19 protein-coding genes and 1 tRNA gene are annotated in these 14,639 nt (G+C 69.1%); 4 read left to right on the forward strand and 16 right to left on the reverse strand.

Annotated features, from left to right (window positions below; all coding sequences use genetic code 11):
- Positions 1-41: 41 nt before the first annotated feature.
- From MUK52_RS21825 to MUK52_RS21835, 3 genes are all read right to left on the reverse strand, one after another.
- Positions 42-251 carry an FmdB family zinc ribbon protein gene (locus MUK52_RS21825; protein ID WP_114057415.1) on the reverse strand — a complete coding sequence of 70 codons (210 nt, stop codon included), beginning with the start codon at positions 249-251 and terminating at the stop codon, positions 42-44.
- A 47-nt stretch (positions 252-298) separates the two neighbouring features.
- Positions 299-844 carry a DUF4383 domain-containing protein gene (locus MUK52_RS21830; protein WP_114058893.1) on the reverse strand — a complete coding sequence of 182 codons (546 nt, stop codon included), beginning with the start codon at positions 842-844 and terminating at the stop codon, positions 299-301.
- A 425-nt stretch (positions 845-1,269) separates the two neighbouring features.
- Positions 1,270-2,517: a coiled-coil domain-containing protein gene (locus MUK52_RS21835; RefSeq protein WP_284579315.1), complete on the reverse strand. Its 1,248-nt coding sequence runs from the start codon at positions 2,515-2,517 to the stop codon at positions 1,270-1,272.
- 104 nt (positions 2,518-2,621) lie between these two features.
- Here MUK52_RS21835 and MUK52_RS21840 point away from each other — a divergent pair.
- A tRNA-Val gene (locus MUK52_RS21840) sits at positions 2,622-2,696 on the forward strand.
- A gap of 100 nt (positions 2,697-2,796) precedes the next feature.
- Here the strand turns inward: MUK52_RS21840 and MUK52_RS21845 are convergent.
- The 11 genes from MUK52_RS21845 to MUK52_RS21895 form a co-directional block, all read right to left on the reverse strand.
- Positions 2,797-3,933, reverse strand: a complete 1,137-nt coding sequence (locus tag MUK52_RS21845; protein WP_284579318.1) for a tyrosine-type recombinase/integrase — start codon at positions 3,931-3,933, stop codon at positions 2,797-2,799.
- Positions 3,933-4,142 (reverse strand): excisionase family DNA-binding protein, encoded by a 210-nt coding sequence (locus tag MUK52_RS21850; protein ID WP_284579320.1) that lies wholly within the window; start codon positions 4,140-4,142, stop codon positions 3,933-3,935. The genes MUK52_RS21845 and MUK52_RS21850 overlap by 1 nt, the downstream gene beginning before the upstream one ends.
- Positions 4,139-5,536, reverse strand: a complete 1,398-nt coding sequence (gene repSA / locus MUK52_RS21855) for a replication initiator protein RepSA (protein WP_284579322.1) — start codon at positions 5,534-5,536, stop codon at positions 4,139-4,141. Before repSA ends, MUK52_RS21850 begins: the two co-directional genes overlap by 4 nt.
- A gap of 88 nt (positions 5,537-5,624) precedes the next feature.
- Complete coding sequence (locus tag MUK52_RS21860; RefSeq protein ID WP_284579325.1) at positions 5,625-5,969, reverse strand: SpdD-like protein; 345 nt, start codon at positions 5,967-5,969, stop codon at positions 5,625-5,627.
- Between the two features lie 11 nt (positions 5,970-5,980).
- Entirely contained in the window at positions 5,981-6,139 is a 159-nt protein-coding gene (locus MUK52_RS21865) for a hypothetical protein (RefSeq protein WP_107058081.1), read from the reverse strand.
- Between the two features lie 20 nt (positions 6,140-6,159).
- On the reverse strand, positions 6,160-6,351 hold the full coding sequence (locus tag MUK52_RS21870) for a mobile element transfer protein (protein WP_240110302.1): 192 nt from the start codon (positions 6,349-6,351) through the stop codon (positions 6,160-6,162).
- A gap of 3 nt (positions 6,352-6,354) precedes the next feature.
- Positions 6,355-6,531, reverse strand: a complete 177-nt coding sequence (locus tag MUK52_RS21875) for a hypothetical protein (RefSeq protein WP_284579334.1) — start codon at positions 6,529-6,531, stop codon at positions 6,355-6,357.
- 14 nt (positions 6,532-6,545) lie between these two features.
- Positions 6,546-7,250 carry a DUF2637 domain-containing protein gene (locus MUK52_RS21880; RefSeq protein ID WP_284579336.1) on the reverse strand — a complete coding sequence of 235 codons (705 nt, stop codon included), beginning with the start codon at positions 7,248-7,250 and terminating at the stop codon, positions 6,546-6,548.
- A gap of 83 nt (positions 7,251-7,333) precedes the next feature.
- Complete coding sequence (locus MUK52_RS21885) at positions 7,334-8,689, reverse strand: FtsK/SpoIIIE domain-containing protein (RefSeq protein WP_284579338.1); 1,356 nt, start codon at positions 8,687-8,689, stop codon at positions 7,334-7,336.
- Between the two features lie 3 nt (positions 8,690-8,692).
- Complete coding sequence (locus MUK52_RS21890) at positions 8,693-9,037, reverse strand: SCO3933 family regulatory protein (protein WP_284579341.1); 345 nt, start codon at positions 9,035-9,037, stop codon at positions 8,693-8,695.
- A 138-nt stretch (positions 9,038-9,175) separates the two neighbouring features.
- The gene (locus MUK52_RS21895) at positions 9,176-9,973 is read right to left on the reverse strand and encodes a GntR family transcriptional regulator (protein ID WP_284579343.1); all 798 of its coding nucleotides are present in this window, start codon (positions 9,971-9,973) and stop codon (positions 9,176-9,178) included.
- On the opposite strand from MUK52_RS21895, the gene MUK52_RS21900 reads away from it, so the two are divergent.
- The 3 genes from MUK52_RS21900 to MUK52_RS21910 all read left to right on the forward strand — a co-directional run bounded on the left by MUK52_RS21900 (position 9,974) and on the right by MUK52_RS21910 (position 13,410).
- The gene (locus tag MUK52_RS21900) at positions 9,974-10,444 is read left to right on the forward strand and encodes an NUDIX hydrolase (RefSeq protein WP_284579345.1); all 471 of its coding nucleotides are present in this window, start codon (positions 9,974-9,976) and stop codon (positions 10,442-10,444) included. It abuts the gene before it with no gap.
- Positions 10,441-10,794: a hypothetical protein gene (locus MUK52_RS21905; RefSeq protein WP_284579348.1), complete on the forward strand. Its 354-nt coding sequence runs from the start codon at positions 10,441-10,443 to the stop codon at positions 10,792-10,794. The genes MUK52_RS21900 and MUK52_RS21905 overlap by 4 nt, the downstream gene beginning before the upstream one ends.
- Positions 10,795-13,023: 2,229 nt before the next feature.
- Positions 13,024-13,410 carry a hypothetical protein gene (locus tag MUK52_RS21910; RefSeq protein ID WP_284579350.1) on the forward strand — a complete coding sequence of 129 codons (387 nt, stop codon included), beginning with the start codon at positions 13,024-13,026 and terminating at the stop codon, positions 13,408-13,410.
- A 176-nt stretch (positions 13,411-13,586) separates the two neighbouring features.
- Here the strand turns inward: MUK52_RS21910 and MUK52_RS21915 are convergent, their stop codons facing one another.
- Both MUK52_RS21915 and MUK52_RS21920 read right to left on the reverse strand, forming a co-directional pair.
- The gene (locus MUK52_RS21915) at positions 13,587-13,913 is read right to left on the reverse strand and encodes a hypothetical protein (protein ID WP_284579352.1); all 327 of its coding nucleotides are present in this window, start codon (positions 13,911-13,913) and stop codon (positions 13,587-13,589) included.
- A complete protein-coding gene (locus MUK52_RS21920) occupies positions 13,910-14,635 on the reverse strand; it encodes a GntR family transcriptional regulator (RefSeq protein ID WP_284581750.1) in 726 nt (241 codons plus the stop codon). The genes MUK52_RS21915 and MUK52_RS21920 overlap by 4 nt, the downstream gene beginning before the upstream one ends.
- Positions 14,636-14,639: the final 4 nt, after the last annotated feature.

Raw genomic sequence — 14,639 nt, forward strand, 5'->3', positions numbered from 1 at the left:
CGGACTCCGGGGGCCGTGCCGGGCCGGCCTTGGGGCCGGGATCAGCAGCAGCCCCCGCCGCCGCAGCAGCCCCCGCCCCCGCCCGACGGGGCGGGGGCACTGCTGGTCCCGCCCACGGCGACGGCGGAGAGCAGCTTGACGGTGTCGGAATGACCGGCGGGGCAGTCGGCGGGAGCGGACGACTCGGCCATGGGACGGCTCACCACGAAGGTGTCGTCGCAGGTCCGGCAGCGGAATTCGTAACGGGGCATGGGCCAAGGCTACCGAGGCGGCGCAGGCGGCGGGAGGCAGCGGGAGGCTACAGCCCGTGGCGGGCCTGGAGCCGGGCCCGCGCCCGCTCCCGGGCCCGATCCTCCCTGGCGGCCTGCTCGGGATGGCGGGCCCGCCAGTACGGATTGTCGTGGGGCAGGGCGCTGCCCACCCGCCCGTACATCCCGAACCACATCAACATCACGCCGACGACGAAGCTGAACAACACGTTCTGGATCTCGAAGGCGAGGAAGTTCAGCTCGGTGTCCAGCAGCGCCAGGTTCACGAACCCGCTCGCGATGAACGCCAGCCCGAGCGTGATGTTCAACGTCGACGCGAAGTTCCCGCCGATCACCATCCCGGCGAACAGCAGCAGCCCGACACAGATCGACAGGACGCTGAGCGCCCCGTTGGTGTTCAGGGAGAGGACGGTGTCGCCGCCGGTGTCGAAGAAGCCGATACGGTCGATCAACCCCAGCACCCCGAACACCACCAGCAGCAGCCCGGTCAGCCCGGCACCGACCCGGTACACGGTGATGAGCTTGTGGTCGGCGGGCAGGTGCTCGTCGAGCTGCGCCTCGACCGGATGCGTCATCCGGTGCAGCAGCTTGTGCCCGACCTTGTGCGCCCGCTGCCCGGCGTCCTCATGGGGTGTGTAGGGCGCATAGTTCTCGTGCGCCTCATGACACCCGTACGCCGCATGCGGGGCATAGACCTCGTGCACCACGGACGAAGACGCGGGCGCCGCCTGCCGCCCCCGTACGCCGCGCTCCTTGCGCCCCCTGCGAAACGTATGGGCAGCCATGACGCCCTCCTCAGCTCCGACCCTGCCCCTCCAGCATCCGCCGCCACCCATGCCCGGACAACCCCACCCAGACGGGCCCCCGGAGCGCGGGGCGCCCCAGCCGCATCCCGGCCGGCGACCCTGCACGCAGCAGGCGACCGCCCGGACCCGGAAGCGGCCCGCACCCACCGCTCGGCAGCGACCCGCGCCCCTGCCGTCCAGCCGGCCCGGCCGGTTCAGCCGTTGGCGCCGCGGCGGCCCCGCATGTCGGCGACCACCCGGCCGACCGCCGCCCGGACCTCCTCCATCTCCCGGAGAAAGTGCCAGTAATCGGGGTGCCGGCCCTCCAGGGACGCCACCGCACGGTCCACCCGGGCCACCGACTGGTCCAGCGGACCCGCATGCCGGGGATCCGGCACACTGCGACCCTCCATCGCCAGGCGCTGCGCATCCCGGATCGCGAAACGCGTCCGCTGCACCTCCGCCTGCGGGTCCCGGGCCACCGCCTCCAGCCGGGTCAGCCGGTCCTGCGCCGCCGACACGGCCTCGTCGGTCGAGTCCAGGGCGGACCTCACCGCCTCAATCAGCGTCGCGACGTCACCCCACCGCTGCTCCTCGCGGGCCTGCGCCGCCCTGACCAGCTCCTGCTCGGCCCGCCCCACGTCCTGCACCGCCTGCTCCGGCACCTGCTGGAGGTCCTGCCAGCACGCCGCCGAGAACCTCCGGCGCAGCTCGCTCAGCACCGGGTCCACCCGGTCCGCCCGGTTGCGCAGCGCCTGGGCCCGCGTCCGCAGGCTGACCAGCCGCCGGTCGATCTCCGCCGCCCGCTCCGGCAGCCGCTCCAGCTCGGCCCGTATCCCCTCGGCGTCGCGCAGGATCCGGTCCGCGCGCTGCACCGTCTCCTGCACGCCGTGCCGCGCCGCGCCCTGGTTGAGCAGGGTCAGCTCCGGCGCGAGCGCCGCCAGCCGTGCCGCGAACTCGTCCGCCCGCATCCCGCGGGCACGCACCTCGTCCAGCGCCGTGCTCGCCGCAAGCAGTGCTGCCTTCGCCCGCTCCCGGGCCGGCACGACCCGCGCCAGCTGCGTCTCCGCCCGGTCCAGCAGCGGCTGGATGCCCTGCGCGAAGCGGTCCAGCTCGCCCTTCACGCGGACCAGCCCGTCGCGCGCCCGCGTCAGCTCCTCCCGCGCCCGCCCCGCCACGGCCCCGTCCAGCTCGGGCCGGTCCAGGTCGTGCGCGTCGACCGCCTCGATGTACACATGGCTGGCCTCGTCGATCCGCTGCCCCAGCGCGGCGAACGCCTCGGCCGCCTGCCGCGCCGCGGGCGAACCGTCACCGGCGGCAATCGTCTCCAGCGAGATCCGCAGATCCCGCTGCGCGGTGTCCAGCTCGTAGAACGCCGCCGCCGCGGCATCCTTGGCCGCCTGGGCATCCGCCCTGCGACTGTCTCCCCGCCCGCCGAACCACCGCCGGGATGCCGTCGTCACAATCCCTCTCCCGTACCGCCGCCACCGTGCCCCGCTCCATTCTCCCCCAGCGAACGGGTTTGCGTGGGGGGTGCGCCCGCCATGTAGGCTGTCGGCTCGTCCACGGGTGCGTAGCTCAGGGGTAGAGCGCTGCTCTTACAAAGCAGATGTCGGCGGTTCGAAACCGTCCGCGCCCACCAGCAGGTAGCACGACAAAGGCCCAGGTCACCGGTACTGAACCGGGGATCTGGGCCTTGTTCGTTTCCTGGCCGGGAGGGCGGCGGAGGGGCGTCGTGCCAGTTACGTGCCAGATGCGTCGCCGGACTCGTCCGGCCGGACCTTCTTGATCTGCTCGTCGACGTGGGCGGCGATGGCGTGGTCACGCCCGTTCACCAGGTGCTGATAGATCAGCGCGGCCCGCACGGACGAGTGCCCCATCCGCTGCATCAGCTCACGCGTCGTGGCGCCGCCGGTCGCGGCGAGGGTGTTACCGGTATGGCGCAGATCGTGGAAGTGGACGTCGCGGAGGCCGGCGGTCTTCAGGGCTTTCAACCACAGCCGGCGGAAGTTGTTCCGCCGCAGCTGCCCACCGCGGGCTCCGGTGAAGACCAGCCCGGTCCGACCCGGCTCAGCGTAGACGGCGAGATGAGTCGCCAAGGCTTCCGCCAGCGAGGCCGGAAAGGCAACGGTGCGCACACCGGCCGCGCTCTTGGGTGTCTTGACCAGGATGCCGTCCGTCCGGGTCTCGGCCAGGGAACGCCGCACGGCGACGGTTTGTCGTTCGATGTCGACGTCGTGGCGCTGAAGCGCGGCAAGCTCACCGAAGCGGAGCCCGGTGAAGGCTGCCAGCAGGATGAACACCTGGAAGCGCGCCGGCACGGCGTCAGCGAGCTTGAAGACCTCGGCGACGTCGAGGAACGGCCGCTCAGCCGTCTTGGCCACTCCGGCGCCCTTGATGCGGCAGGGGTTGCGCTGGATCAGCTCGTCGTCGACCGCAGTGTTCATGATGGCCCGGAGGATCTGGTACGCCTTGGCCACCGTCGTCTCACCGACACCCGACTCCAGGAGGCCGGCACGCCAGCGACGGATCTGGGGTGTGGTGATCTCACTCAGAACTACGTCCGCGAAGGTCGGCAGGATGTGGAGCCGCAGCGCGCTGCCGTTGCGTTCGCGGGTGGTGGCCGCGTAGTCGCGCTCTTTGAACCAGGCCTCGGCGTACACCCCGAAGAGAACCTTGTCGTCCGGGTTCTTCCACTTGCCGTCGATGATCTCTGCTTCCTTGCGGACGAGCCACCGATCGGCATCGGTCTGCGAGGCGAACGTCTCGGGCGCGGATCGCGTCAGCCCGTCCGGCCCCTGATAGCGAGCCTGGAACCGCCCTGAGGGCAGCTTGCGCACGGCACCGAAGCGTCGCCGCTTTCCTTTGCTGTTCGCCATCAGGCCACCGCCGCGAATCGCCGGCGAGTGGTGATCGGCTGGACGGTGTGGGCGACGACGAATTCCTCCAGGGCCCGCTCAGGAATGCGGACATGCCGCCCCACCTTGACGAAGACGATCCGGCGCTCGGCGATGAGCCGACGCGGAAACCTCTCGCTGGTGCCGAGGAGTTCGGCGGCCTGGCCCACGGTTAGCAGTCGGCCGGTCATGCGGGTGCTCCTTCCAGGACGAGTTGGTCGCGTAGGGCTTCACGGGCGGTTTCGCGGTTGAGCTGGATGTCCCGGGCGATGGAGGCGGCGAGGGCGGCCTCGCCGGGGGAGTGGCCCTGGCCGGCGTACGTCCAAGAGGTGAGGACGAGAACGGTGTCCGGCTCGATGTCGTCCAGGCCGCGGGCGGTGCGCTCCTGGGCGGCGCGGTAGTCGGCGCGGGTCTGGCGGAGCTCGCTCAGGGTGGTGGAGTACTGCCGGGACTTGGTGGAGAAGTGGCCCCGGAAGCCGAGCATGTGGGCCCAGGCGAGGAGGCGGCGCTCGGGGTAGAGCGGGTCGAGGTCGAAGCAGGCTTCGACGAGGCGGCGGGTGTGGTCAGGGACGCCGAGGAGGACCAGGGCCTCACGGTTGCCGATGCGGCGGTCGAGGCTGCCGGTGGTCTCGGCGGCTTTGGTGGAGTACTTGGCGATGTAGGAGGCGACGGCCTGTTCGGTGATGTCGGAGCCGTCGCCGAATGCCTTCACGGGCCGGATGTCGAGCTGGGTGCCCCAGCGGAGGCGACGTAACGGCTGATCGCCAGCGGCGGGGACGGTGACGGTCGTGTATGCGTGGGTGGCGGCGGCGCGGATGGCATCGGTGAGGCGGTCGGTGGTCGCCCACGACGGAGGCGGGGAGTCGGGACCGTCCGGGCCGTCGATGCGGACGACGGCGTGGAAGTGGACGGCGCCCCGCTTCTGGAACTCGGCGACCTTCCCGTACGAGATCCGGGCGACAGCCTTCAGCTCCCGCTGAGAGAGGCCAGCCGTAGCGGCGATCTCCCGACGGAGACGGTTCGTGAACCTCTGCCAGAGCTGTCCGGCGTGGTTGTTGAAGAGGACGGCGGCGGCGTAGTCGTACGCGTCGGGGTCGAGCGGGGTGCCCAGTTCGGCGGCGTCTTCGGGGTGGCGGGTGCCGCAGCGGCAGGGACGGGTGCCGGGGCGGTTGTGGACCGGGCCGAAGGACGGGGCGGTGAGGGTGAGGAAGACGCGGGGGTACTCGCAGACGGCGGCCGGGATGTCCCGGGCGTTGTCACCGGCGAGGCCGGCGCGGATGAGGTGGTAGGTGTCGCCCGCGTACGTCCACGCGCAGGCGGGGCAGCGGGAGGCCCGGCGGTTGCCGCAGGCGATCCGGAGCCGTCCGCCCGGTTCGGTGTCGGTGGAGTAGCGGTGGAGGGTCTCGCCGGTGGTCTTGTCCCGGGTGAGGGTCCAGCCCTGGAGGTGGATGGGGTGGGAGCAGCCACCGGTTCGGTGGATCTGCTCCTTCCAGCGGTCGAAGTCGGGGGACCCGGCCACTTGGAGCATGTCGCCCAGGGTGGCGGTGTCGAACCCCGCCGACGAGGCAGCTGGGACGGTCATCATGGAGTGCTTCCTTCTGGTTCTGCGAGCTGGGTAGGAGCGGGGCTTCCGGGCGGCGGAGACTTGGCGGTTGAGCCGCCCGGAGGCCCGACTAGCGGTGCCTTTGCTGGCCGTTGAGGAGCGAGCGCAGAACGACGGCGCAGACGGCGACCGAGGCGGAGCTGACGGCGACGGCGAGGAGCATGGAGACCAGGACCGTGCCGACGACGAGGACAGCTCCGACGCCGCTGGCGACGACGACAGCCAGGCCGGCCGGGGTGAGGCGCAGGGCGGAGGACTGCGCCGGGACCGGAGCAGGGGCCGGGGCGTGGTGGTGGTTGCAGGCCGCCGCGTGGGCGGTGTGGTGGGGCTCGATGTCGCCGCTGGCGGTCGGGTGGACGAGCGGGGTGACGATGCCGGTCGGGAGCGGGTTGACCGGGATGCGCGGCCGGAACATGACGGTTTTCCCTACTTGTTGATCGTGCTGTCGATGAGCGGGGCGAGGACGCTGTCGGCTAGGAGGTAGCCGCCGAGGAGGATCACGGCGACGAGCCACCAGGGTGGGCGGATGAGCTTGATGCCGAGGCCGCCGACGACGATCAGGGCGAGCCAGAGCGGAACGTCCATGACGCGGGACTCCTTCGAGGTCAGCGGGGCTTGCAGCGGTGGGTTCGGGCGGCGAGCTGGGCGGCCGAGGAACTGGAGTACTCGGTGGACCAGCCGCAGCCGTCGGACGTGCACACGGCGGCGTACTTGGTGCGGCCGTGGCGGTCGCGGTGGGTGCCGATCTGCACCGGACCGATCCGCATCACGGAGTGGAAGTGGTCGCGAGCGGCCATCGCTCAGGCCTCGCCGGTGAAGTCGTCGGCGTGGTCGATGAGCCACTGACGGATCTCGGCCGACTCGTACTCGTCGGCGGCGGTGATCACCGGCTCGGCGGTGGCCATGGCTTCCACCAGGCGGTTGTTCCGCGTCAGTTCGGCGGCGCGCTCCAGGGCGTGCCGGGTCGAGTCACGCATGGTCGATCTCCTTCTCAGGTGAGTTGGGCGGCGATGGCGTTGGCCATCAGGGGCGGGACGCCGAGGCGGGCGCGCAGGGTGTCGGCGTCGATCGGGTAGCCGGTGCGGGCGCGGTAGTCGTCGGCGACCTTCCGGGCGTGAGCGACGAGCGCCGGCGGTACGGCGACGGGGGCGGGTTCGGGCTCCGGTGCAGGTTCCGGGACCGGCTCCGGCTTCGGCGAGGGGAGGGCCGGTGCGGCGCCGATCTCCGGCTCAGGCTCGGCTGGGTCATCCCGCTCGATGACGGCTTCCACGGCCGAGGGCTCCTCGGCGGCCGTGTCGGGTTCGACCGGCGCGACCACCGGATGCCCAGGCGAGTGGACAAGGAGGGTGCCGCCGAGGAACGCGAGGGCGGGCCAGCCCGCGACGAGGATGCGCAGCCAGGCGGGGACGTGGCCGAGGTCGAGGAGACCGGCGGTGGCGACGTTCGCACCGAGCGACGCGGCCAGGGCGACCATGAACCACGTCCAGGCCGAGCGGGCAGGCACACCGGCAGCCCGCGAGGTCCGCAGCCGGTGCCAGGCGGCGACGAGCAGGAGGTCCACGGAGACCGGATAGGCCCAGGCCTTCCAACCGGACTGTCCGGCAGCCGCAGCCAGGTCGTGGAGGTGAGCGAAGGACAGGGCGCCGGCGATCACGGCTTGTACGAGGACGGCGTCCGGTCGGCGGATGGGACGCATCGGAGGGCCCTCCTTCCGGGTTCGGGCATGGGTGGGGTAGGGACCTGGCGTGAAGCGGTCACGCCGCCGTGGGGCGAGGGGATTCAGGCGATCGCGGGAGCCGTGACGGTCGAGGGCGCCGCGGCTTTGCCCAGGGGCGGCAGGACGGGCCGGAAGGCGTCCAGCGCGGGGATCTCGGGCGTGCGGTGGGCGTGGGAGTTCGCGATGTTCACGGCCCGCCGGAGCGTGAGGTGGGGAGTGCGGATGCGAACCCACCCACCGGAGGAGTCACCGGCGACAGCGGTGCCGGGCCGGTCGGTACGGATCTGGACCGTGGCGAGCACGGCGTCCGGGGCGATGTCGCCGAAGGCCATGTTGGCGGAGGTCTCGTCGTTGACGCGGTGAGCGGTCCGTCCGGTCAACTGGGCACGGAGCATGGTGATGCCCTTGCCGAGCTCGGAGCCGAAGCGCTGCCCGCAGATCTCCAGGTAGATACCGGCGGCGCGGCCGAGCTGGGAGAGCCGGACGAGGGAGGTGACGATCCGATCTCGCCGCTTCTCTTCGTCCTTCGTGGCGTAGAGGGCGAGTTCGGCGACCTCGTCGACCAGGAGCACGATCGGGGTAGGGCGCAGGTGATCGGGCAGGTCCCAGATGTCGGCCGTGATCTCCGCATCCGGCAGATCCGCGCTCAACCTCTGCTCGCGGCAGATCAGTTGGTAGACGTCCTCCATGTGCTCGACCAAGGCGTCGAGGAGCCCGGCGGCGGCGTCAGGGTTGTCGGCCAGAGCAGTGACCCGCCGGGCAAGCGGGGCGAGTTCGACACCCTGCTTGCAGTCGATCCCGACCAACGCGACGTCCAGCGGAGCGAGCGCGGCAACAAGATTGCGCTGGTAGACGGACTTCCCTGACTGTGTGGCACCGACGTTCAGCGCGTGCGGGGTCTGGCGGTAGTCGCGGTAGTAGACCTCCCCGTCCTCCCGCATGGCGACCGGAACGCGCATCACCCCACCGCGGGCAGCCGCGGGCATCTGGACCCGCTTGAGGACGTCGTATCCGGTCATCCGCAGCTCGACGACACCCGAGCGGACCTCCCGGGCGGTGACGTTCTGCATGACGAACGAGTGCCGGAGCCGGTCCGAGGCGGCGGAGAAGTCGAACGCATCCTGACCGGGCCGGAGCTTCACCCGCAGTACGAGCCCGGTACGAGTCGGCCGCAGCCGCAGGATCCGGGGCGCCCGCGAGTCGGGGATGGGCCGGCCGGTCATCCGGGCCAGCGCCAGGCGCCAGCGCGAGGGCGGGACGGTCAGCCCACACGCGTCCATGACCGACGCGTACCGGGCGAGGATCCGCACCACGGCGAAGACGACACCGAAGCTCATCCAGTACCAGGCCGGACGCTGCCACCGCAGCAGCAGGGCGACCGTGGCGACCAGCGCGAGGGTGACCGTTAAGGCGGTCATGGGTCAGCCGACCTTCGCGGCGGCGAGCGAGGTGACGGCGACGGCGCGGAAGCTGATGCCGTGGCGCTTCTGGCCGTTGAACTCGTTCTCCCACGGCCGGGCGACGACGCCGGTCAGGGCGACCGGGGTGCCCATGGCCAGCTCCTCGGAGATGCCGGTCTTGGGCACGGTCAGGTTGAGGATCTCGGCGTTTCCGTCCATGACGAACATGACGTCGACGGTCATGAGCGGGGCACCGGTGTCCCGGTCGGTGGCGATCTCGCCGGTCTGGCGGTTGGCGATCTTCGGGGCCGGGGGCTGGGCCACCATCACCATCGCGGCGGACGTGTCGACGGGGATCTGACGCACAGTGGATCCCTCCTCTATAGAGGCTAGACTCATTCACTCCTGTATAGGAGTGCCATGAAGAAGAGTGCACCACTCCTGTACATGAGTCAACCCGCCACGGAAAGAAACCGCAGCGGGCTGAGGGGAGTTGAGCGAGCGTCAGTCGATCGCGGGGATCCGGTACTGGAAGACGAACTGGTCAGCGGCCATGAGGGTGTCGCAGACCTCCACGACCCGCCCCTTCTTCGTCACGGCATCCCGCAGCAGGTGCACCACAGGAGCTCCAGGACTCAGGGCGAGCTCCGACGCCTCCGCCTTCGCGGCCGGCCGAGCCTGGAGCGTCTCCACGAACTCGGCGAAGGTGTGGCCGTAGTCTTCGAGTCGGGCGTAGATGCCGCCAGGGCCCGGGTTCTCGGCGAACAGCTCGGGGATGTCCTTCACCACGTCCCATGGCAGGTATGACGAGGCGGTCTCGACGGGAGTCCCGTTCCGGAAGTACAGCCGACGCCGTGCGAGCACCTGAGTCCCCACGTCGACACCGAGCCGCTCAGCAATGTCCGCCGGCGCTTCCATAGGCCCGATGTAGAGGACGCTCACCTTGGCCGTGGCGCCGGACTGCTCGGACTCGGCGAGGTAGGCAGCCTTACCGCCCCGCCGGTGAGACGCACGGAACCGATCCGAAGACCGAAGCCGTACGGGCGGCCGGTTCTTCACGATGGAGCCCTTGCCGTGCCGGGTCTCGACGAGCCCGCTGGCCCGTACCTCCACCATGGCCTTACGGATGGTCCCGCCGGCGACCCCGTACCGCTCGACGAGCTCGGACTCGCTGGGCACCATGTCGCCGGCCTTCAGTACGCCGGACCGAATCTGCTGAACGATCTCGTCCGCGATCTGCACGTACCGAGGTACGGCCCTGCCAGCTCCTGCTGGAGTTCCCACAGTCCTACCCACTCTCATATGCTCCTGTGCATGAGTAACGGGAGCGCGGGAACAAAGTCAACGCCACTCCACTCGGTGTCTGTGGCCGGAGCGGTAGTGCGCGAAGACGGCCGCCTCCTGGCCATCCGCCGAGCGGACAACGGGACATGGGAGCTCCCGGGCGGAGTCCTCGAACTTACCGAGGCGCCGGAAGCAGGCGTCGCCCGCGAGGTCCTGGAGGAGACGGGCATCCACGTCGAGGTGGACGAACTGACGGGCGTCTACAAGAACACCACCCGAGGAATCGTCGCCCTGGTCTTCCGCTGCAAGCCTTCAGGCGGCACCGAGCGAACCTCGGACGAGTCCACGGCGGTCGACTGGCTCACGCCAGCCGAGGTCGAAGAGCGCATGGCTGAGGTCTACGCGATCCGCCTCCTAGATGCCCTGGACGACAAGGGCCCCCACGTCCGCAGCAACGACGGCCGCCACCTCCTGGACACGTCCGCATGACCGGCGCGAAGCCCGTCAGCGAGTGGCGCGACGTCTATGACTTCCTGGAGCAGGTCCGCATGCGGCCAGGGATGTTCGTGCGAGGTGGTTCTCTCCTGGAGCTCCAGGCGATGCTGTACGGCTACCGAGTCGCATCCGAGATCCACGGTCCCCAGGCCATGACGGACTTCGAACATCAGGGTCCGTTCGCCGAGTGGCTGTGGCCGCGACTTGGCCACACCTATGCCAGCTCCTTGGGATGGGCCATCGAGATCACAAAGGCTGCCGAAGCGAGCGGCAGGGCAGGCGTCGACCTGTTCTTCGAACTGTTGAGCGAGTTCAAGGCCGAGCGAAGCCCGGAAGCGCGGTAAGACTTTCTCTACTCCATCAAGGCACCCGCCGCGCACGGCGCGGCGAGCGCGCCCGTCGGCCGGGCCTGCGCTCCTGTCTCCGCCCCGCTCCACCCCGGCCGCCGGCCGCGCGGCTGGACGGCGCGGGTTGATGGGTGGCGAACCTCAGCAGCTGAAACTTCCTGGGCCGCGGCGTGTCAACGCGGCCGGACCCTGTCACCGGGAGGGGCCCGGTCCCATTCGAGAGGCTGCCGCCTGAACACCGCCGTCAATGGGCCAGTCCGTGGGACCCACCGGCTGCCCCGCAATCAAATCGGGCTGCCCGCGCAGATGCCCGGGTTAGAGCGATGCCTCCGGCGGGGGCGCTCCAGCTCCGGGATGGCGGGGGCGCCGTACGCGGGTGCCGGCCGGTGGGGTGTGGCGGTGGAGAACTCCCATCCCGTCTGCCATCGGCCCAGGACAAACCGAGCGGTCGCGGTGCCGGGCGTCAAGGTCGTTCGTACAGTCGCGCGCTCCACCTTGACGCCCGGCACCGCGACCGCTCCACATGCGTGTGGGCCGATGGCAGACGGGATGGGAGTTGGGGCGGCTGGTGCCCGGGGGGCCACAATTCGAAAACACCATCTCAACCTGGCGTTAATCCGTATAGTGACAGCATTCGTGCCGCTGGGAACTAGCATTGACCGGGAGACAGGCATGCGCACAGAGTCGATAATCTCCGTTCGCCTTGTGGACCACTTGATCTACTATCCGGAGGCGGCCTGGACTCTGGAAGTCGGCGAGCTGGAGATGAGCAGCCAGGAAATTGTCTCCGAGCTGCGCAACATCACGACCCTTCACGGAGACAGGGAATTCCCCGCCGAAAACTCTATTTCAGCGAGAGAGAGCTCGCTCGATTGGGGCGCTTCATCGTCCTTCGGCGAGTACATATTGGAGCTATCGATCAGTGCTGTCGGGGGTGTTGGCGCTGTAGCGTTGGGCAGCGCTCTGCGCACAGCCTTCGAGAAGATCAGATCACGCGGCCATGCGCCTAGCACCCCTCGGAGTCCCGTCGATGCCGACGAAGCCCGCCGTCTACTCTACTCCCACATCACCCTGCATTATGGCCTTACCGAAGCACAGTTGACGGAGACGTCTCACACTCACTCACCTGCGGACGGAGTACACGAGTTCTCTTTCAAAACGGACGAAGGATTTGAGTACGGAGGAGTAATCGGGTCCCCGAATGAGCCGCTTGAATGCACCCGAGTTTGGAAGAAAACTGGCCCGCTCCAGCTTCGGCCTGAGTATGCCCACATCGAGCCCGCCTCGTAGTGAGCGTAAGGCGCCAGGGTCAACCCGGGCAGCAAGCTGGCCGAGGCGGGATCTTAGCCTAGAGGCCCCCGAGAAGCCGCGCGGCTGCGCGTCTAACTGAGTGACAACGGGGCCGTACAGCGGCGGACGTCCGGGGACGGCAGGGGCGTCTTTACTCAGGTCAGGGCCGATACCAGGGAGGGTCTGCGAAGGTCTGAATTGCTTCGGGACGAAGAGGCGTACAGCAGCGGGTACCGCAACCACGATGACCGGCGTCGTTGCGAGCCAGCCGACAGGTTAGTCGGCGAGCCTGGATTTCCAAGCTTAGAGTCGTCTCCGACGTTTCAGCCACTGTCGTCTTGTGAGCTGAACAAGCCGAGGAACTTAGCGACTTGCGCCCCGACAGCAAAGACGCCAGCAAACGCGACGGCTGCCCATCGCAACGACGACCATGGCGCCTCGCCAAATAGCATGGCCAGTTGTCCAACGAGGAGCGCACAGATACCAGATGAAAGGAGAATGATTGCAACGTAATGCGACTTGCAGTCACGAGCAGCCACTTCGAACGGCCCCAATCGTCAGGTGACCGTCTCGGTGCGCAGGTGCACCAGGAGACGGCCATAGCCAATCTCTGATGCCCTACGCAGTTGCTCGTCTGCGCTCTCCCGACCGTCAAAGCGGCTTAGCTCGTTACCGGTGCCCCGGGAGACTCGGGGAGGCACGTTGGAAAGCTAGCGCCCTTCAGCTATCCGCGCAACCGCCTGCGGCCGGATGCGCGAGGCTTGGGTCGTCTCGCGTGCAACCGAGGCTGGCCAAGGCTCCCCACAAGGCCATGAAGCCCCCGGGATGTCCTGGGGGACCTCACACGCAGCAAACCACCTGCGCTGGCATGTGCCACCGGTGCGCCTCGCATGCTCCCTTCCAGCGTGAGGCCTACCTCGTTACGTTCCGGTGCGCATGAAGGGCTTCGGGAAGTACTGGGGATGGGCTGTCTTCGCAGTCCTGTTGGCCGGCTGGCTCACGTCGGATCTCGGCCCAGGCCTGCTGTTGACGTTATCCGGGGTGTGCACGATCTACTTCTTCTTTCTCGCTCCGGCCTGGTGCGGGGCGCTTGGGCGAGACGGCGCGTGCAGGAACAACAGCAAGGGCGTCATGATGGGCTGCCACATTCGGCAGCACAAGTGGCAGAAGCTCCAGGGGGCCGTAGTTAGGAAACGCTGGCGTGAACTACGCCGTGAACTCTTTCCTAACGCCACCACGGCGCTGACAACGATGGGTGGAATGCTTGCACTGCTGTCAGGCGCAGCGGCAGCCCTTCAACCGATCTTCGGTGGCGGCTGGTAGAAGGTAGGCGGCGCCCGCCGTCCGCGGCCTATTCACGGACGGTGAGCCTCCAATCTGGCCGCAGATCGACCCCGACCTGCGCACACGCATGACGCACACGGGCCCCCGGAGCCGTGTGCACCAAACAGGAGCGGCCCCAGCTGGGTCTGGGGCCGCTTAGCTTGTACGAATTGCTGCTAGCTGAAATGCGGCCGGGGCCCCTCGCGAGCCGGGTAGGTGGAGTGCTGGAGGCGGTGGCCGCGGCTGGTTGCTATGCGGACCGCGTCCCGGAGGGCGCCGGTCAGGTCCGTTGCCAGGAGGCGGAGTTCCTCCGGGTCCGAGTCCGCGTCGGCGAGTACTTCGAGGGCGTGGGCCAGGAGCTCGGCCCCCAATCCGAGTTGGATCTCTTCGGTGTTGTCGGCCAGGCGGGACAGGTAGCTGATGGTGTTGTCAGCGCTCAGGTAGCAGGGCTTGTCGTCGGGACCCGACCACGGGAGGAGGCGCAGTTCGTTGCTCGGTGTCATTCCTTCGAACTCCTCTCCCCAATCGTGAGGCGGGTGGTGAAGAGTGCGTCCGCCCTGTCTCCGGCAAGGACCAAGAGGGCGGCCTCGACCACGCGGCCGGTGACATCGGTCGCCACGCGGGTGAGTGAGAGAACCGCCATGGATGCGGCGATTCGGAGGACGGTTGCCTCTTCCTGGGTCGGGAGGCGGGCGCTGAGCCGCTCCTGAACCTCGGCCAGCGGCGGACGGAGGTCCGCCGCGCGCGCTGCTATCTCGTCGCGTAAAGGCGAATCGGCCGGCGCCAAGTCGTGAGGGACGTAGATGCGGGCCAGGCTGTGCGGCGACTTCCCTTCGTGGGTGATGTAGAGGACTTCGGTCAACCTCAGGGGGCTGCGGGGCGGCACGTCCAGCAGGGCTGCCAGGTGGCCGTAGGCCTCAAGGTTCGTGGTGCGGGCGGTCATGTGTAAGGGAGCGGAAGGGGTGGCCCATGTGGGCGCCTCGCCGCCACCGCCGGTGTACGTGATTTTGCGGTGAGGGCGGCGGACGAAGTTGCCGCGGCCGTGGATCTTCTCGACCAGGCCTTCGCCTTGGAGAAGCGCCAGGGCGCTTCGCAGGGTTGGTGTGCTGACCGCGTAGCGGGTGGCGAGTTCGGCCTCGGAAGGGAGGCGTTCGCCGGCCTTGAAGTTGCCTGTTGAGATCTGGTGCCGGAGATCATCGGCGATGGTGTCACGGCGGGAGGGCATGGCC

Origin of the sequence: Streptomyces sp. 2P-4 (genome assembly GCF_030167965.1) — a bacterium.
Classification (GTDB): Bacteria; Actinomycetota; Actinomycetes; order Streptomycetales; family Streptomycetaceae; genus Streptomyces; species Streptomyces globosus_A.